Annotated in this window: 17 protein-coding genes and 1 other RNA gene; 14 read left to right on the plus strand and 4 right to left on the minus strand. The window is 58.7% G+C overall.

Going from position 1 to position 16,622, the window contains the following annotated elements:
* The first annotated feature begins 102 nt into the window (after positions 1-102).
* From petA to AACY11_RS20315, 5 genes are all read left to right on the plus strand, one after another.
* A complete protein-coding gene (gene petA, locus AACY11_RS20295; protein WP_221731519.1) occupies positions 103-696 on the plus strand; it encodes a ubiquinol-cytochrome c reductase iron-sulfur subunit in 594 nt (197 codons plus the stop codon).
* A complete protein-coding gene (locus AACY11_RS20300) occupies positions 696-1,907 on the plus strand; it encodes a cytochrome b (RefSeq protein WP_339432162.1) in 1,212 nt (403 codons plus the stop codon). Before petA ends, AACY11_RS20300 begins: the two co-directional genes overlap by 1 nt.
* Positions 1,907-2,686, plus strand: coding sequence for a cytochrome c1 (locus AACY11_RS20305; protein WP_339432161.1), 780 nt, complete (start codon positions 1,907-1,909; stop codon positions 2,684-2,686). The genes AACY11_RS20300 and AACY11_RS20305 overlap by 1 nt, the downstream gene beginning before the upstream one ends.
* 147 nt (positions 2,687-2,833) lie before the next feature.
* Positions 2,834-3,451 (plus strand): glutathione S-transferase N-terminal domain-containing protein, encoded by a 618-nt coding sequence (locus tag AACY11_RS20310; RefSeq protein ID WP_090286143.1) that lies wholly within the window; start codon positions 2,834-2,836, stop codon positions 3,449-3,451.
* A 16-nt stretch (positions 3,452-3,467) separates the two neighbouring features.
* Entirely contained in the window at positions 3,468-3,881 is a 414-nt protein-coding gene (locus tag AACY11_RS20315) for a ClpXP protease specificity-enhancing factor (RefSeq protein WP_108590189.1), read from the plus strand.
* Between the two features lie 50 nt (positions 3,882-3,931).
* Here the strand turns inward: AACY11_RS20315 and AACY11_RS20320 are convergent, their stop codons facing one another.
* From AACY11_RS20320 to AACY11_RS20335, 4 genes are all read right to left on the minus strand, one after another.
* Complete coding sequence (locus tag AACY11_RS20320; RefSeq protein WP_166221262.1) at positions 3,932-4,510, minus strand: BON domain-containing protein; 579 nt, start codon at positions 4,508-4,510, stop codon at positions 3,932-3,934.
* Entirely contained in the window at positions 4,507-5,100 is a 594-nt protein-coding gene (locus tag AACY11_RS20325) for a phosphoheptose isomerase (RefSeq protein WP_008082788.1), read from the minus strand. The genes AACY11_RS20320 and AACY11_RS20325 overlap by 4 nt, the downstream gene beginning before the upstream one ends.
* Positions 5,101-5,201: 101 nt before the next feature.
* On the minus strand, positions 5,202-5,564 hold the full coding sequence (locus tag AACY11_RS20330; protein WP_150592666.1) for a YraN family protein: 363 nt from the start codon (positions 5,562-5,564) through the stop codon (positions 5,202-5,204).
* On the minus strand, positions 5,564-7,375 hold the full coding sequence (locus tag AACY11_RS20335; protein WP_339495599.1) for a penicillin-binding protein activator: 1,812 nt from the start codon (positions 7,373-7,375) through the stop codon (positions 5,564-5,566). Before AACY11_RS20335 ends, AACY11_RS20330 begins: the two co-directional genes overlap by 1 nt.
* A gap of 177 nt (positions 7,376-7,552) precedes the next feature.
* On the opposite strand from AACY11_RS20335, the gene rsmI reads away from it, so the two are divergent.
* From rsmI to mraY, 9 genes are all read left to right on the plus strand, one after another.
* Positions 7,553-8,458: a 16S rRNA (cytidine(1402)-2'-O)-methyltransferase gene (gene rsmI, locus AACY11_RS20340; protein WP_339465304.1), complete on the plus strand. Its 906-nt coding sequence runs from the start codon at positions 7,553-7,555 to the stop codon at positions 8,456-8,458.
* Positions 8,459-8,531: 73 nt separating this feature from the next.
* Positions 8,532-8,885: RNase P RNA component class A (rnpB, locus tag AACY11_RS20345), an RNA gene on the plus strand.
* Between the two features lie 402 nt (positions 8,886-9,287).
* Positions 9,288-9,743 carry a division/cell wall cluster transcriptional repressor MraZ gene (gene mraZ, locus AACY11_RS20350; RefSeq protein ID WP_221731512.1) on the plus strand — a complete coding sequence of 152 codons (456 nt, stop codon included), beginning with the start codon at positions 9,288-9,290 and terminating at the stop codon, positions 9,741-9,743.
* Entirely contained in the window at positions 9,740-10,687 is a 948-nt protein-coding gene (rsmH, locus tag AACY11_RS20355) for a 16S rRNA (cytosine(1402)-N(4))-methyltransferase RsmH (protein ID WP_445261981.1), read from the plus strand. The genes mraZ and rsmH overlap by 4 nt, the downstream gene beginning before the upstream one ends.
* The gene (ftsL, locus tag AACY11_RS20360; RefSeq protein WP_339432158.1) at positions 10,684-10,977 is read left to right on the plus strand and encodes a cell division protein FtsL; all 294 of its coding nucleotides are present in this window, start codon (positions 10,684-10,686) and stop codon (positions 10,975-10,977) included. The genes rsmH and ftsL overlap by 4 nt, the downstream gene beginning before the upstream one ends.
* Positions 10,977-12,716, plus strand: a complete 1,740-nt coding sequence (locus AACY11_RS20365) for a peptidoglycan D,D-transpeptidase FtsI family protein (protein ID WP_339495613.1) — start codon at positions 10,977-10,979, stop codon at positions 12,714-12,716. Before ftsL ends, AACY11_RS20365 begins: the two co-directional genes overlap by 1 nt.
* Positions 12,716-14,179: a UDP-N-acetylmuramoyl-L-alanyl-D-glutamate--2,6-diaminopimelate ligase gene (locus AACY11_RS20370; RefSeq protein ID WP_339432157.1), complete on the plus strand. Its 1,464-nt coding sequence runs from the start codon at positions 12,716-12,718 to the stop codon at positions 14,177-14,179. The genes AACY11_RS20365 and AACY11_RS20370 overlap by 1 nt, the downstream gene beginning before the upstream one ends.
* Positions 14,172-15,539, plus strand: a complete 1,368-nt coding sequence (locus AACY11_RS20375; RefSeq protein ID WP_339432156.1) for a UDP-N-acetylmuramoyl-tripeptide--D-alanyl-D-alanine ligase — start codon at positions 14,172-14,174, stop codon at positions 15,537-15,539. Before AACY11_RS20370 ends, AACY11_RS20375 begins: the two co-directional genes overlap by 8 nt.
* A complete protein-coding gene (mraY, locus tag AACY11_RS20380; RefSeq protein ID WP_103306215.1) occupies positions 15,539-16,621 on the plus strand; it encodes a phospho-N-acetylmuramoyl-pentapeptide-transferase in 1,083 nt (360 codons plus the stop codon). Before AACY11_RS20375 ends, mraY begins: the two co-directional genes overlap by 1 nt.
* The last annotated feature ends 1 nt before the right edge of the window (position 16,622 follow it).

Below are 16,622 nucleotides of genomic sequence, written 5' to 3' on the forward strand. Positions count from 1 at the left end.
GGGGCTTTTCATTACCATCTCGGCAAAATTTTTATAAGTAACATTGATTTATTTAGTAGATGCCTGATTTAACAGGCCACAAAGCTGATGGGAGAGGACTGAATGAGCAATGACGGCGTGAATGCAGGCCGGCGTCGCTTCTTGGTAGCAGCCACATCCGTGGTGGGTGCTGCAGGAGCGGTGGGGGCTGCGGTCCCGTTCGTGGGGTCATGGTTTCCCAGTGCCAAGGCGAAAGCCGCTGGTGCACCGGTGAAAGTGAATGTCAGCAAAATCGAGCCAGGACAGCAGATGATTGCTGAATGGCGCGGTCAGCCGGTGTTCATTGTCCGCCGTACCGAGGAAATCCTGGGGAATCTTAAAAAGATCGAGGGGCAGCTCTCCGATCCGACCTCCAAAAACTCCACGCAACCCACCTATGTCGACCCGGAAGTACGTTCCATCAAGCCGCAAATCCTGCTGGTGATCGGGATCTGTACGCACCTGGGTTGCTCGCCGACCTTCCGTCCCGAAGTGGCGCCCGCGGATCTGGGCAAAGATTGGGTAGGCGGTTATTTCTGCCCTTGCCATGGTTCCCGTTACGATCTGGCTGGCCGCGTCTACAAGTCGCAACCTGCGCCTTTGAATCTGCCAGTTCCCCCGCATTCCTATGAGACTGATGACCTGATTGTCATTGGCATCGATACGGAGAAAGCGTGATGAGCAAGTTCATGGATTGGGTTGATGCGCGCTTCCCCGCCACCAAGATGTGGGAAGACCATCTCAGCAAGTATTACGCGCCAAAAAACTTCAACTTCTTCTATTTTTTCGGCTCCCTGGCGCTGCTGGTTCTGGTTAACCAGATCGTCACCGGTGTCTGGCTGACGATGAGCTACACCCCGTCGGCAGAAGAAGCGTTCGCTTCCGTCGAATACATCATGCGTGACGTCGAGTACGGCTCGATCCTGCGTTTGCTGCACTCCACAGGTGCTTCGGCGTTCTTCATCGTGGTCTATCTGCACATGTTCCGAGGCTTGCTCTACGGCTCGTATCAGAAACCGCGTGAGCTGGTCTGGGTGTTCGGCATGCTGATCTACCTGGCGCTGATGGCTGAAGCCTTCATGGGGTATCTGCTGCCATGGGGCCAGATGTCCTACTGGGGTGCCCAGGTGATCATTTCGTTGTTCGGCGCGATTCCAGTCATCGGTAACGACCTGACGCAATGGATTCGTGGTGACTACCTGATCTCCGGGATCACCCTGAACCGTTTCTTTGCCTTGCACGTTGTGGCCCTGCCGATCGTGATTCTCGGTCTGGTGGTGCTGCATATTCTGGCACTGCACGAAGTTGGTTCGAACAACCCTGACGGCGTTGATATCAAGAAGCATAAAGACGAAAACGGTATCCCGCTGGACGGCATTGCGTTCCATCCGTACTACACCGTGAAAGACATTGTCGGCGTGGTCGTGTTCCTGTTCATCTTCTGCACGATCGTGTTCTTTTTCCCGGAAATGGGTGGTTATTTCCTCGAGAAGCCGAACTTTGAAGTGGCTAACGCCTTCAAGACGCCTGAACACATTGCTCCGGTCTGGTACTTCACGCCGTTCTACGCAATTTTGCGGGCGATTCCGGACAAGCTTATGGGCGTGATCGCGATGGGGGCTTCGATTGCTTTGCTGTTTGTACTGCCTTGGCTTGACCGAAGTCCGGTCAAGTCGATGCGCTATAAGGGCTGGCTGAGCAAAATCTGGCTTGTGGTTTTCTGTGTGTGTTTTGTGCTGCTTGGCTGGACTGGCGTGAAAGCCCCGACACCGACTCTGACGTTGTTGTCGCAGGTCTGCACCTTCCTGTACTTCGCCTACTTCATTCTGATGCCGTTCTACACCCGGCTCGAGAAGACCAAACCGGTTCCGGAAAGGGTGACTGGCTGATGAAAAAATTATTCGCTGCACTGATTCTTGTTGCTTTGCCTGTGTTGTCGTTCGCCGCCGAGCACGGTCCTGAGCTGGAAAGCGTCGACATCGACGTTTCCGATAAAGCAGCCCTGCAAGATGGCGCGCGTACGTTCGCCAACTATTGCATGGGTTGCCACAGTGCCAAGTTCCAGCGCTACGAGCGGGTCGCCGATGATCTCGGCATCCCGCACGATGTGATGCTGGAGAAGCTGGTCTTCACCGGTGCCAAGATTGGCGATCACATGAGCATCGGCATGCAGCCCGCTGATGCCAAGACCTGGTTCGGCGCTGCGCCACCGGATCTGACGCTGGTCGCTCGCGTTCGGGGTACTGACTGGCTCTATGGTTATCTGAAGTCGTTCTATGAAGATCCTGCGCGTCCATGGGGTGTGAACAACAAGGTCTTCCCGAACGTCGGCATGCCTAACGTGCTGGTCGGCCTGCAAGGTCGTCAGGTCGTGGGCTGCAAACAGGTGCAGATCGTCGAAGACGGCAAGAAGCAATATGATCCGTTGACCGGTACGCCTTTGACTCATGAAGCGTGCGATCAACTGACCATCGTGCCGAAGTCGGGTGCTCTGAATGAAGAGCAGTTCGATGAGAAGGTCAAGAATCTGGTAACCTTCCTGGCTTACTCGGCTAACCCGGTTAAGCTGCAACATCAGCGCATCGGTACTTACGTTTTGCTCTACCTGGCGTTCTTCTTTGTGTTCGCCTACCTGCTCAAGCGTGAATACTGGAAAGACGTGCACTGATAACGCTTCAAGCATTGCTGTTAATCGCGCGCGCCCAAGGGTGTCTCCGATAGCGCAACGTCTGGCCAGCCAGGTGTTGCGGGAGGCGCCCTCTGGGCGCGCGCGTTTTTCCGGTTCCGACAAATTCAACAAGCGAGGAGGATCGCCATGGGCGTGACCAATCGGTTGGCCTGTTACTCCGACCCCGCCGACCACTATTCCCACCGAGTGCGTATCGTACTTGCAGAGAAGGGTGTCAGCGCCGAGATCATTTATGTGGAAGCTGGTCGCCAGCCGCCTAAACTGATTGAGGTAAACCCTTACGGCAGTCTGCCGACGCTGGTCGATCGTGACCTGGCGTTGTGGGAGTCGACCGTGGTGATGGAATATCTGGATGAGCGTTACCCGCACCCGCCGTTGATGCCGGTTTATCCGGTGGCGCGTGCCAACAGCCGTCTGCTGATTCATCGTATTCAGCGTGACTGGTGTGGTCTGGTGGATCTGATCCTGGATCCGAAAGCCAAGGAAGCCGCGCGAGTTGTGGCGCGTAAGGAATTGCGCGAAAGCCTGACAGGCGTGTCGCCGCTGTTTGCCGACAAACCGTTTTTCCTCAGTGAGGAACAAAGTCTGGTGGATTGCTGCCTATTGCCAATACTCTGGCGTTTGCCAATTCTGGGTATTGAACTGCCGCGGCCAGCCAAGCCGCTGCTTGATTATATGGAGCGCCAGTTTGCGCGTGAGGCTTTCCAGGCGAGTCTGTCTGGCGTCGAACGCGATATGCGCTAAGGCTTAAGGAGCCGCTATGAACTCCAGTCGACCTTATCTGGTCCGCGCGCTCTATGAGTGGATTGTTGATAACGATTGCACCCCGCACATGCTGGTCAATTCCGAATACCCAGCGGTGCAGGTACCGCAGGGTTTTGCCAGTGACGGGCAGATTGTCCTGAACATCTCGCCGAGTGCTGTGCGTCATCTGCACATGGATAACGACGTGGTGACCTTCGAGGGGCGCTTCGGTGGTGTCCCGCACAGTCTTTACGTGCCAATCAGTGCAATCCTGGGCATCTACGCCCGGGAGAACGGGCAGGGCATGGTGTTCGACCTCGAGTCGCCGATGGATGATGAAGGCGATATCGAGCCGGATGACGACCTGCCACCTCCTGACAGCGAGCCACCGCGCCCAAGCGGCCGACCAAGTCTGAAAGTGGTGAAATAAAAAAAGGCGATCCGCAAGGATCGCCTTTTTTGTTACTGCAAGGGCGGGTGTCAGTCGATGTACTCGAACAGTTTCACGATTTTCTGCACGCCGGAGACGCCTTGCACCAGGTTGGTGGCCTGAGTGGCTTCCTGTTTGGTCAGCAGGCCCAGCAGGTAGACGATGCCGTTCTCGGTCACGACTTTGATGCGCGAGCCAGGAATGCTGGCGTCGGTGAGCATCTGGGTCTTGATCTTGGTGGTTAGCCAGGCATCGTTCTGACGGGCCAGCAGGGAGGAGGGTTGCAGCACTTGCAGTTCGTTGTGCACCTTCTTCACGCGCTGCACGTTGGCGGCGGCCTGCTCGGCCTTGGCCTTGAGGTCTTCGCGTGGTGTCTGGCCGGCCAGCAACACGACGCCGTTGAAGCTGGTGACGACGATGTGCGAATCGTTATCCAGGGCCGGGTCGGCCTTGGCTACGTTCACGCCCACTTTGGTTTCGATCAGCGAGTCGTCGATCTTGCTGCCGAAGGTGCGGGTGCCGCGGTCGTCTTCAATCGGCGCTTCACGGCTGGCATTCACCACTGAGGTGCAGCCGCTGATGCCGAGGCATAGAGTCAAGGCCAGAAGGCCAAGGCGATTAGGGGTCATTCTTCACTCCCGAACAGTTGGCTGTCGATCAGATCGCAAAGGCAATGGATCGCCAGCAAGTGGACTTCTTGAATGCGTGCAGTGACATTGGCCGGTACGCGAATCTCTACGTCCTCGGGCAACAGCAGCGACGCCATGCCGCCGCCATCGCGTCCGGTCAAAGCTACGACAATCATTTCGCGATCATGTGCGGCCTGAATCGCTTGAATAATGTTCGCCGAGTTACCGCTCGTCGAAATCGCCAGCAATACATCGCCTGGTTGACCGAGCGCACGGATCTGCTTGGAGAACACTTCGTTGTAGCTGTAGTCGTTGGCAATCGAGGTGATCGTCGAGGTGTCGGTGGTCAGGGCTATGGCTGGCAAGCTCGGGCGCTCGCGCTCGAAGCGGTTAAGCAGCTCCGAGGAAAAGTGCTGGGCGTCGCCCGCAGAGCCGCCATTGCCGCACGAAAGCATTTTGCCTTCGTTGAGCAGGGCATTGACCATGATCTGGCTGGCTTGCTCGATGTGCGGTGCAAGTACGTCCATCGCCTGTTGCTTGGTGTCGATACTGGCCTGGAAAAGCTGGCGAATTCGGGATTGCATGTCCATCTGTGTGACCTTAAGTAGCGCGGCTGTTCGGCACATGAATGTGCAGCCCGCAAAGCAAAGAGCAAAATGTGTCGGGTGAAAAACGGGTCGGGTGCAGGTGATCAACTGTCGAAAGCATTCTGCAACCAGTTCAGCTGACTCGGATGGCTGTCGATGGCCACCACGTCGAAGCGGCAGGGGGAGTTGGCCCAACGCGACTCGCGCTGAAGAAAATACTGCGCAGCGAAAATCAGTTTCTGCTGCTTGCGCCCATCGATACTAGCGAGCGCTCCACCCCATTGAGTGTTTTTTCTGTAGCGAACTTCAACGAATACTACTGTATCGCCATCAAGCATGACCAGATCAAGCTCGCCGCGTTTACATAACCAGTTCTGCGCCAGCAGGCGCAGACCTTGGTTCTGTAGATGCTCGAGCGCTTGGCGCTCGGCATCTTTACCGCTTTGCGAGCGTGACCTGTCGGGCATCAGCGCGGGGTATCCGGCAGACGTTGGACCTGACCATTGACGAACTGCGCCCAAGGCAACTGACGCACAACGCGTTGAGTCTGGGTCATGCCGAGGCTGCCCGACTGGCCTTCGATGCGGCTGTCCGGCAGGGCTTTGAGCTGGCTCAGGCGCGGAGCCAGGCGATAAGCGTCAACGCCCATGGCGTACAGACGCCCCAGACTGCCGGCCGCTTGCGGCCACTGTGCGGTGACTTGTTGGCGCAGCGGATCGCTGGTTTCCAGCAGCCATGGGGTTTCGCAGAAGCGAATGCCGTTCATGTCGTTGTACTGGTTCACATCGCCGCTGGCGCTGTACACATGGGAGGTCGCATAGACCGGAACGTCACCGGCGTACTGGAAGTTCAGGGTCGGCTTGATCTGCTGTGCCTGTTGTGGTGTCGAGGCGAGGAAGATGAATTCGATGTCCTGACTGCGCGACGGTTGTGCGGCTACGTTGGTGCCGGCAGCATTTTGCAGGCTCTTGGCGCGGGCTTCGCTCTGGCGCAGCCGGAACATATCAGCGATCTGCTGAGCCAGTTGCACAGGTTGATCAATGTGCTCGATGGCGACAACGCTGCCGTCATTGGCTTGCCAGTCCTGGCTGAACGCGCGCATTACGCGGTCGCCCCATTCGCCTTTCGGCACCATGATCGCAGCGCGGTGCAGGCCGTCGGCGCGGGCGCGGCGGGACACTTCGCGGGCTTCGTCTTCAGCCGCCAGACCAAACTGAAACAGCTGTGCCGGACCTTGATCGCCTTCGCTGTAGTTCAGTGCCAGGGTGGTGATAGGCAGTTGTGGGCGAGTGCTCAGTTGTTTGACCAGTGGTTTTTCCAGCGGTCCGACCACCAGTTGCACGCCATCGGCTTGAGCCTTGCGATAGAACTCATCCATCGAGGTCAGCTTCGTGCTGTCGTAAAACTCGATGGCTGGCGGCTTCTGCCCGGCCTGTTGAGCCTGATAGTGCGCAGCCATGAAGCCTTCGCGTAGCGCTTTGCCGACAGCAGCCAGTTGACCATCTTGTGGCAGCAGCAGGGCAATCTTGCTCAGGGGCTGGCTGGTCAGCTCCTTGAGTTTGGCCAATGGCAATGGCAGCTTGATGGCGGCCGGATGCTTTGGATTTTGTGCACGCCAGGTGTCGATGGCGGCTTGCTGTTGTTCCAGGGTCCCGGCGGTTTTTACGGCCAGTACCAGGCCCATCCAGCCACCGAGATCGTCGGTGGTGTTGGGTTGCAGTTGATCGGTCGGCAGCGAGGCGATCAGGCTCCAGATGGCTTCGTGGTTCTTGCTGGCGGCTTCACCTTGCAGCATCGGGGCGATGAAGACGCGCTCACGGGCAGCGGCGAGCGTCTGGCCATCGGCTTCCAGGGCGCGGGCGTGCACGGTGCCGGTGCGTATCTGCTGATCTTCCGGCATTTCACCCAAGTGTTGCAGGCTCGGATGGCTCAGCGCGGTCAGCGCCGCTTTTGGCTGATTGCGCGTCATGGCCAGTTCCGCTGCCAAGGTACTGGCGAAAATCTGCTGGCCTGGCTTGAGTTGCTCCAGTGGCACTTGTTGCAGGATCTGTGCGGACTGTCCGGCATTGCCCTGGCGATAAGCCAGATCTGCGGCGCTCAGGCGCAACAGGGCAGCTTTTTCCGGGGTTTTAGCTTGGGTAGCCTGTTCGAGCATTTGCTCGATGCTGGCATCCGGAGTCCGTGGAAGTTCGCCAAGGCTGGAGGAAGGGGAGCTGGCGCAAGCCGCCAACAAGGCAGCGAGGCAAAGGGCAGTGAACAGCCGCAGGCAAGCGATCATGTAAGTGTTCCTGATACTCGATCAAATTAGCGTGGAATTGTACCCAAGCGCTGGCCGGGGCGCGATGTTACTGGCATGAATCAGTCAATTTAGCTGAAGGAAATGTTGCCGCGGCGCACAGTTACGCACAAAACCCAAGGATGCCTGAACGCATCGCGAGCCTCGTGACGCGTTACAATGCCGGCTTTTACCGATCATGAGGTGTGCGCTTTGACTGCTCCAGGTCCTTTGAATTCCGCTGCTGGCTCGCTTTATGTGGTGGCGACGCCCATCGGTAACCTGGACGACATCAGCGCCCGGGCACTGAAAATTCTCCGTGAAGTGGCACTGATCGCGGCGGAAGACACGCGTCACTCGCAACGATTGATGCAGCACTTTGGTATTTCCACACCGCTGGCCGCCTGCCACGAACATAACGAACGAGATGAAGGTAGCCGCTTTATTACCCGTTTGCTGGCGGGTGACAACGTGGCGTTGATCTCTGATGCAGGAACACCGCTGATTTCCGATCCGGGGTATCACTTGGTTCGTCAGGCACGGGCCGCCGGGATCAATGTGGTGCCGGTGCCAGGCGCCTGTGCGCTCATTGCTGCGCTATCGGCGGCGGGGCTGCCGTCTGACCGGTTCATCTTCGAAGGTTTTCTGCCGGCCAAGTCAGTCGGACGCAAGGCGCGCCTGGAAGCCGTCAAGGAAGAGCCGCGCACGTTGATTTTCTATGAGGCGCCGCACCGTATCCTTGAATGTTTGCAGGACATGGAGGCGGTTTTCGGTGGCGAGCGTCAGGCGTTGCTGGCCCGTGAAATCACCAAGACGTTCGAAACCCTTAAAGGTTTGCCGTTGGCTGAGCTGCGCGCATTTGTGGAGTCCGACAGCAATCAGCAGCGCGGCGAGTGTGTGGTGTTGGTGGCAGGCTGGACCGCGCCGGAGTCCGAAGACGCTGTCAGCAGCGAGGCGATGCGCATCCTTGATTTGTTGCTCGAAGAGATGCCGCTCAAGCGTGCGGCGGCGCTTGCAGCGCAAATCACTGGTGAGCGTAAAAACGTGTTGTATCAAGTCGCGCTGGATAAACAGAAGGGTGAGTAACCCATCGCACAGAGCGGGTTTGCGGCTATTAAGGCTTGTTCTTCGGTCGCTCTGCCGTTAACCTTCGCGGCGGAGAGTCGATCGGACAGTCGCTGCCCTCTATGAAAATTAGGGGGGGGAGGAAAGTCCGGGCTCCATAGGGCGAAGTGCCAGGTAATGCCTGGGAGGCGTGAGCCTACGGAAAGTGCCACAGAAAATAACCGCCTAAGTGCTTCGGCACCGGTAAGGGTGAAAAGGTGCGGTAAGAGCGCACCGCACGTCTGGCAACAGTTCGTGGCTAGGTAAACCCCACTTGGAGCAAGACCAAATAGGGTCCCAAGGCGTGGCCCGCGCTGGGACCGGGTAGGTTGCTAAAGATGTCCAGTGATGGCCATCGTAGACGAATGACTGTTCAAGACAGAACCCGGCTTACAGATCGACTCTCCACCTTTTTCTTTCCCTGCTTGAATCAATGGCATCAGGGCTGTGTATTATCAGCAGGCCCTGGCTGAACGTTCGGCAGCGGCAAATGCAGTAATAGCCATTTCCCACCTTGCTTCAATCAACAGCAGAAGCGCATTTGTAATACCGAAAAAATCTTACTCTTAACAAATTACTTTAACTTTCGATCGCAGCTTTCAGTGCGGCATCAAGTTATGGGTCAAAAGTAGTCGCCAGATTCTCGTTGCACCTCCTTTTATGCTCCTAAATCTCCGTTCTGTAAGGGTTTTCCTTTAATCCGCGCCTTGACGGTGTGGTGGGCGCATTCCTATAGTGTGCGCAAGTGGCGGAAAGTGGCATGAAGTGGGTTTTTTGAGCTCAAAACGATAAAAATTGGAGAAACGCAGACGTGTTTCGCGGAGCTAACGCTATCAGTCTCGACGCAAAGGGCCGTCTCGCTATGCCGAGCCGGTACCGTGACGAGCTCGAATCGCGTAGTTCCGGCCAGTTGATTGTCACGATCGATGCCGTTGATCCATGTCTGTGTGTTTACCCGCTCGATGAGTGGGAAATCATTGAAACCAAGTTGCGCGCGCTCCCTTCGCTTCGCGAAGAGAACCGTCGCCTGCAGCGTTTATTGATTGGTAATGCCGTCGACCTCGAGCTCGATGGCAGTGGTCGTTTTCTGGTTCCGCCGCGTCTGCGCGAATACGCCAAATTGGATAAGCGCGCAATGCTGGTAGGCCAACTGAACAAGTTCCAATTGTGGGACGAGGATGCATGGAACGCGGTATCTGCCGCCGACCTTGCTGCCATTCAACAACCGGGCGCGATGCCTGATGAACTGCGTGATTTGATCCTGTGACTATTGATAGCGGCTTTAACCACATCACCGTACTGCTTGACGAAGCCGTCGAGGCTCTCGCCGTACGTCCTGATGGCTGCTATCTGGACGGCACGTTCGGGCGCGGCGGGCACAGTCGGTTGGTCCTCAGTCAGCTCGGGCGGGACGGTCGACTCATCGGGTTCGACAAGGATCCCCAAGCGATTGCCACCGGGCAAGCGCTAGCGGCCGAAGACGGCCGCTTTGTCGTTGTGCAGCGCAGCTTTGCCGAGCTCGGTTCAGTCGTCGCCGAACGGGGGCTGGACGGCAAGGTCAGCGGTATTCTGCTCGATCTGGGCGTGTCGTCGCCGCAACTCGACGACGCAGAACGCGGCTTCAGCTTTCTCAATGACGGCCCGCTGGACATGCGCATGGATCCGTCCCGAGGCATCAGCGCCGCCGAGTTCGTCAATACCGCACCGGTTGAAGAAATCGCCCGAGTGTTCAAGGAGTACGGCGAAGAGCGTTTCTCCGGGCGCATGGCCCGTGCCGTCGCCGAGCGTCGCGATATCAAACCGTTCGAGCGCACCGCTGATCTGGCCGAAGTGTTGAAAGTCGCCAACCCGGCATGGGAGAAGGGCAAGAACCCGGCTACCCGTGCATTCCAGGGTTTGCGCATTCACGTCAACAACGAATTGGGTGACCTGGAAGCTGGCCTCGAAGCGGCACTGCAAGCTCTGGAAGTGGGCGGCCGTCTGGTCGTGATCAGTTTTCATTCGCTCGAAGACCGTATCGTCAAGCTGTTCATGCGCAAACTGGTGAAAGGCGAAGCCGACAACCTGCCGCGCAACCTGCCGGTTCGCCACGTTGCGTTCGAACCGAAAATCAAAATCCATGGCAAAGCGCAGACGGCCTCCGACGCCGAACTCAAAGCCAACCCTCGTTCCCGTAGCGCCGTCATGCGTGTCGCGGAGAAGTTGCGGTGAGCAAGCTTTTCGCCAAGCCACTGCCTGGCGGCAGCTTTTTCATGCTGCTGCTGTTTGTCGGCGTGCTCGTGTCGGCCATCGGCGTGTCTTACAGCGCGCACTGGAACCGTCAGTTGCTCAACAACCTTTATAGCGAGCTGAGCGTGCGCGACAAGGCGCAAGCCGAATGGGGTCGTCTGATTCTCGAGCAAAGCACCTGGACCGCACACAGCCGGATCGAAGTGCTGGCCACTGAACAACTGAAAATGCACATCCCGGGCGCGGCTGACGTGCAGATGGTGGCGCCATGATGAAGCTTGAAGGCGCACTCTTTCCGTGGCGCTTCCGCCTGATGCTGGCGCTCCTCGGCGTGATGGTCGCAGCGATCTGCTGGCGCATTATCGACCTGCAAGTAGTTGACCGTGACTTCCTCAAAGGTCAGGGCGATGCCCGCAGTCTTCGTCACATTCCGATTCCTGCACACCGTGGTTTGATCACCGACCGCAACGGCGAACCTTTGGCGGTCAGTACCCCGGTGACCACCCTGTGGGCCAACCCCAAGGAAATGCAATCGGCCAAAGAGAAGTGGCCTGCATTGGCGACAGCGCTGGGGCAGGATCCGAAAGCACTGACCGAGCGCCTGGAAGCCCAGGCCAACAAAGAATTCATTTATCTGGTGCGCGGGCTGACTCCCGAGCAGGGTCAGGCTGTGCTCGACCTTAAAGTGCCGGGCGTCTATGGCATCGAAGAATTCCGGCGTTTCTATCCGGCCGGTGAAGTGACGGCGCACATGGTCGGATTCACCGACATCGATGACCACGGTCGTGAGGGTATCGAACTGGCTTATGACGAATGGCTGGCCGGGGTGCCGGGCAAACGACAGGTCATCAAGGATCGGCGCGGGCGGCTGATCAAGGATGTCCAGGTCACCAAAAACGCCAAGGCCGGTAAGCCCTTGGCGTTGTCCATTGACCTGCGTCTGCAATATCTGGCTAACCGCGAACTGCGTAACGCGATCATCGAGAACGGCGCCAAGGCCGGCAGCCTGGTGATCATGGATGTGAAGACCGGCGAGATCCTTGCCATGGTCAACCAGCCGACCTACAACCCGAACAACCGCCGCAACCTGCAGCCGGCGATGATGCGTAACCGCGCGATGATTGACGTGTTCGAGCCCGGTTCGACCATGAAAGCGATCTCGATGAGTGCTGCGATCGAGTCCGGCCGGTGGAAACCGACCGACACCGTCGAGGTGTATCCGGGAACCTTGCAGATTGGTAAATACACCATCAAGGACGTCTCCCGAAGCGAAGGCCCGGTGCTGGACATGACCGGCATTCTGATCAATTCCAGTAACGTCGGCATGAGTAAGGTCGCCTTCGATATTGGTGGTGAAACCATTTACCGTCTCGCGCAGAAAGTCGGCCTGGGCCAGGACACCGGCCTCGGTTTCCCGGGGGAGCGCGTTGGCAACCTGCCTAACTACCGTGAATGGCGCAAGGCCGAAACTGCGACACTGTCCTACGGCTACGGTATTTCCGTGACCGCGATCCAGTTGGTCCACGCCTTTTCGGCGCTGGGCAACAACGGTCGTCTGGCGCCGCTGACGCTGATCAAAACCGACAAGCCGCCGCAAACCACGCAAGTGCTGCCTGAAGCCGTCGCGAAAACCATGCAAGGCATGCTGCAGCAAGTGATCGAGGCGCCTCGTGGCGTGTTCCGTGCGAAGGTGCCGGCGTATCACGTGGCTGGCAAGTCGGGGACGGCGCGCAAGACATCGACGGGCACCAAGGGCTACGCCGAAAATTCCTACCGCTCGCTGTTCGCCGGTTTCGGCCCGATGAGCGACCCGCGTTACGCAATCGTTGTGGTGATCGATGAGCCGTCCAAGGCCGGTTACTTCGGTGGCCTGGTATCGGCGCCGGTGTTCAGCCGTGTGATGTCCGGCACCCTGCGTCTGATGAACGTAACCCCGGACAACCTGCCGACGACACAACAGGCCAACGCCACCCCGGTTATTCCGCTGAAAGCCAATGGAGGGCGCGGCTGATGTCTCTGAGTCTGAACAAGATATTCCCTCACGCCGGCCACGATCTGTTGATCCGTGAACTGGCGCTGGATAGCCGCAACGTGCGCGCGGGTGATCTGTTCCTCGCGGTGCCTGGCGGCAAGTTCGATGGCCGTGCGCACATTGCCGATGCGCTCGCACGCGGCGCTGCAGCGGTGGCTTATGAGGTGGAAGGCGCCACGGTGCTGCCGATCACTGATGTTCCGCTGATCCCGGTCAAGGGTCTGGCCGCACAGTTGTCGGACATCGCCGGGCGCTTTTACGGTGAGCCAAGCCACCATCTGAAGCTGATCGGTGTGACCGGCACTAACGGCAAAACCAGCGTGACCCAATTGGTGGCGCAAGCGCTGGATCTGCTCGGACAGCATTGCGGCATCGTCGGCACGCTGGGTTCCGGCTTCTATGGCGCACTGCAAAGCGGCCTGCACACCACGCCCAATCCAATTGCCGTGCAAGCGACTTTGGGCGACCTGAAAAAGGCCGGCGCCAAAGCTGTCGCCATGGAGGTGTCGTCCCACGGTCTGGATCAGGGGCGGGTGACCGCATTGGCATTTGACGTGGCGGTGATGACCAATTTGTCCCGCGACCATCTGGACTACCACGGCACGATGCAGGCTTACGCCGAGGCCAAGGCCAAGCTGTTCGCCTGGAGCGATCTGAAGTGCCGTGTGGTCAATCTCGACGATGATTTCGGCCGGCAACTGGCGGCCGAAAAACGCGATTCGCGTCTGATTACCTACAGCCTGCTCGACAGCAGTGCCTATCTGTATTGCCGCGAAGCCCAGTTCGATGACCACGGCGTGCTCGCCACCCTGGTGACGCCGCAAGGTGAACATCATTTGCGCAGCACGTTGTTGGGGCGTTTCAACCTGAGCAATATACTGGCCGCGGTCGGTGCCTTGCTGGGGCTGGATTACGCACTGGACGAAATTCTTAAAGTACTGCCAAAACTCGAAGGCCCGGCCGGTCGCATGCAGCGTCTGGGCGGTGGCACGCAACCGTTGGTGGTGGTCGATTACGCCCATACGCCGGATGCCCTGGAAAAAGTGCTGACGGCATTGCGCCCCCACGTCAAAGGTCGGTTGCTGTGCCTGTTCGGCTGCGGCGGTGATCGCGATCGCGGCAAGCGTCCGCTGATGGCCGAAGTGGTCGAGCGTCTGGCCGATCAAGTGCTGGTCACTGACGACAACCCGCGCACCGAAGACCCGGCAGTGATTTTCGATGACATCCGCGCCGGTTTCACCGCTGTGGATAAAGTCACGTTCGTTGCCGGCCGTGGTCAGGCAATTGCCCAACTGATCGCCGGCGCTTCGGCGGATGACGTGATCGTGCTGGCGGGTAAAGGTCACGAGGACTATCAGGAAATCAACGGCGAGCGCCATGCCTTCTCTGATCTGGTCGAGGCCGATCACGCCCTGACCGCGTGGGAGGTGGCCCATGCTTAAGGCCCTTACGCTCAGCGAATTGACCAACGCGCTCGACGCACGCCTGATCAGCGCCGATGCCAGCTTCGACGGCGTCAGCATCGACAGCCGCGCGATCCAGCCCGGCCAACTGTTTATTGCCCTGACCGGCCCGCGTTTCGATGGTCATGACTATTTGAACGACGTCGCCGCCAAAGGCGCCGTTGCCGCGCTGGTCGAGCGTGAAGTCGCCGACAGCACGCTGGCGCAACTGCTGGTCAAAGACACCCGCCAGGCCTTGGGCCAGTTGGGTGCCTTGAACCGTGCCGCCTTCACTCAGCCAGTCGCTGCCATCACTGGCTCCAGCGGCAAAACCACCGTCAAGGAAATGCTCGCGAGCATCCTGCGTACTCGCGGTCCGGTATTGGCCACCCGTGGCAACCTGAACAACGACCTCGGCGCGCCACTGACCCTGCTCGAACTGGCACCGGAACACACGTCGGCCGTGATCGAACTGGGCGCTTCGCGTCTGGGTGAAATTGCTTACACCGTTGGGCTGACCAAGCCCCATGTGGCGATCTTGAACAATGCGGGCACCGCTCACGTCGGCGAATTCGGCGGGCCGGAAAAAATCGTCGAAGCCAAAGGCGAGATCATCGACGGTCTGGCAGCGGATGGCGTTGCCGTGCTCAATCTCGACGACAAGGCCTTCGGTATCTGGAAGACCCGCGCTGCCGGGCGCAAAGTGCTGACCTTCGCCCTCAGCAATTCGCAGGCTGACTTCTATGCCAGCGACTTGAGCACCGATGCGCGTGGCTGCCCGGCCTTCAATCTGCACACGCCTGAAGGTGTCGAGTACGTTCAACTGAACCTGCTCGGCACGCATAACGTCGCCAATGCCATGGCCGCCGCCGCCGCCGCACACGCCTTGGGTGTGTCGCTCTTCGGCATCGCCACCGGGCTTGGCGCGGTGCAACCGGTCAAGGGTCGCACCGTTGCGCAACTGGCGAAGAACGGCATGCGCGTGATCGATGACACTTACAACGCAAACCCCACCTCAATGTGCGCGGCCGTTGATATACTCGCCGGCTTTTCCGGCCGCACCGTCCTGGTGCTCGGAGACATCGGCGAGTTGGGCGATTGGGCGGAGCAGGGGCACCGCGACGTGGGCGAGTACGCCCGGGGCAAGGTTTGCGCGCTTTATGCCGTTGGGCCGAACATGGTCCACGCCGTAACCGCTTTCGGTGAACAGGCGCATCACTTCGGCACGCAAGCCGAACTGATCCAGGCCCTCGACGCCGAGCAGGACACAAACACCACCATTTTGATCAAGGGTTCGCGCAGTGCAGCGATGGAAAACATCGTGGCGGCTCTGTGCGGGTCCAGTCTGGAGAAACATTAATGCTGCTGCTGCTAGCGGAGTATCTGCAACAGTTCTACAAAGGCTTCGCGGTCTTCCAGTACCTGACCCTGCGCGGGATTCTCGGTGTGCTGACCGCGCTGGTTTTGTCGCTGTGCTATGGCCCGTGGATGATCCGCACTTTGCAGAACCGTCAGATCGGTCAATCCGTTCGTAACGACGGCCCGCAATCGCACCTGTCCAAGTCGGGCACACCGACCATGGGCGGCGCCTTGATTCTGTCCTCGATTGGCGTCAGCACCCTGCTGTGGGCTGACCTGAGCAACCGTTATGTCTGGACCGTGCTGCTGGTGACCCTGTTGTTCGGCGCCATCGGCTGGGTCGACGACTACCGCAAAGTCATCGAGAAAAACTCCCGTGGCCTGCCGAGCCGCTGGAAGTATTTCTGGCAGTCGGTGTTCGGCCTGGGCGCAGCGATCTTCCTTTATATGACCGCTTCCACGCCGGTGGAAACTACGCTGATCCTGCCGATGCTCAAGGATTACAGCATCCCGCTGGGCGCCGGTTTCATCGTGCTGACCTACTTTGTGATCGTCGGTTCGAGCAACGCGGTCAACCTGACTGACGGCCTCGACGGTCTGGCGATCATGCCAACCGTGATGGTCGGCGGCGGCCTCGGTATTTTCTGCTACCTGTCGGGTAACGTGAAATTCGCCGAATACCTGCTGATCCCTTATGTGCCCGGCGCCGGGGAACTGATCGTGTTCTGCGGTGCGCTGATCGGTGCCGGTCTGGGCTTCCTCTGGTTCAACACCTATCCGGCGCAAGTGTTCATGGGTGACGTCGGCGCACTGGCGCTGGGCGCAGCCCTGGGCACCATCGCGGTGATCGTCCGTCAGGAAATCGTCCTGTTCATCATGGGCGGCGTGTTCGTGATGGAAACCCTGTCAGTCGTCATTCAGGTGGCGTCCTTCAAGCTGACCGGTCGCCGTGTATTCCGCATGGCACCGATACACCACCACTTTGAACTCAAAGGCTGGCCCGAGCCACGCGTGATCGTCCGTTTCTGGATCATCACCGTGATTCTCGTGCTGATCGGCCTTGCCACCCTGAAGCTGAGGTAGA

Origin of the sequence: Pseudomonas sp. RA_105y_Pfl2_P56, assembly GCF_963970845.1 — a bacterium.
GTDB classification, from domain to species: Bacteria; Pseudomonadota; Gammaproteobacteria; order Pseudomonadales; family Pseudomonadaceae; genus Aquipseudomonas; species Aquipseudomonas baetica_A.

Coding starts and splice junctions, on each gene's coding strand:
- petA (WP_221731519.1), top strand. CDS start 103: ATGAGCAATGACGGCGTGAATGCAGGCCGGCGTCGCTTCTTGGTAGCA.
- AACY11_RS20300 (WP_339432162.1), top strand. CDS start 696: ATGAGCAAGTTCATGGATTGGGTTGATGCGCGCTTCCCCGCCACCAAG.
- AACY11_RS20305 (WP_339432161.1), top strand. CDS start 1,907: ATGAAAAAATTATTCGCTGCACTGATTCTTGTTGCTTTGCCTGTGTTG.
- AACY11_RS20310 (WP_090286143.1), top strand. CDS start 2,834: ATGGGCGTGACCAATCGGTTGGCCTGTTACTCCGACCCCGCCGACCAC.
- AACY11_RS20315 (WP_108590189.1), top strand. CDS start 3,468: ATGAACTCCAGTCGACCTTATCTGGTCCGCGCGCTCTATGAGTGGATT.
- AACY11_RS20320 (WP_166221262.1), bottom strand. CDS start 4,510: ATGACCCCTAATCGCCTTGGCCTTCTGGCCTTGACTCTATGCCTCGGC.
- AACY11_RS20325 (WP_008082788.1), bottom strand. CDS start 5,100: ATGGACATGCAATCCCGAATTCGCCAGCTTTTCCAGGCCAGTATCGAC.
- AACY11_RS20330 (WP_150592666.1), bottom strand. CDS start 5,564: ATGCCCGACAGGTCACGCTCGCAAAGCGGTAAAGATGCCGAGCGCCAA.
- AACY11_RS20335 (WP_339495599.1), bottom strand. CDS start 7,375: ATGATCGCTTGCCTGCGGCTGTTCACTGCCCTTTGCCTCGCTGCCTTG.
- rsmI (WP_339465304.1), top strand. CDS start 7,553: ATGCCGGCTTTTACCGATCATGAGGTGTGCGCTTTGACTGCTCCAGGT.
- AACY11_RS20365 (WP_339495613.1), top strand. CDS start 10,977: ATGAAGCTTGAAGGCGCACTCTTTCCGTGGCGCTTCCGCCTGATGCTG.
- AACY11_RS20370 (WP_339432157.1), top strand. CDS start 12,716: ATGTCTCTGAGTCTGAACAAGATATTCCCTCACGCCGGCCACGATCTG.
- AACY11_RS20375 (WP_339432156.1), top strand. CDS start 14,172: ATGCTTAAGGCCCTTACGCTCAGCGAATTGACCAACGCGCTCGACGCA.
- mraY (WP_103306215.1), top strand. CDS start 15,539: ATGCTGCTGCTGCTAGCGGAGTATCTGCAACAGTTCTACAAAGGCTTC.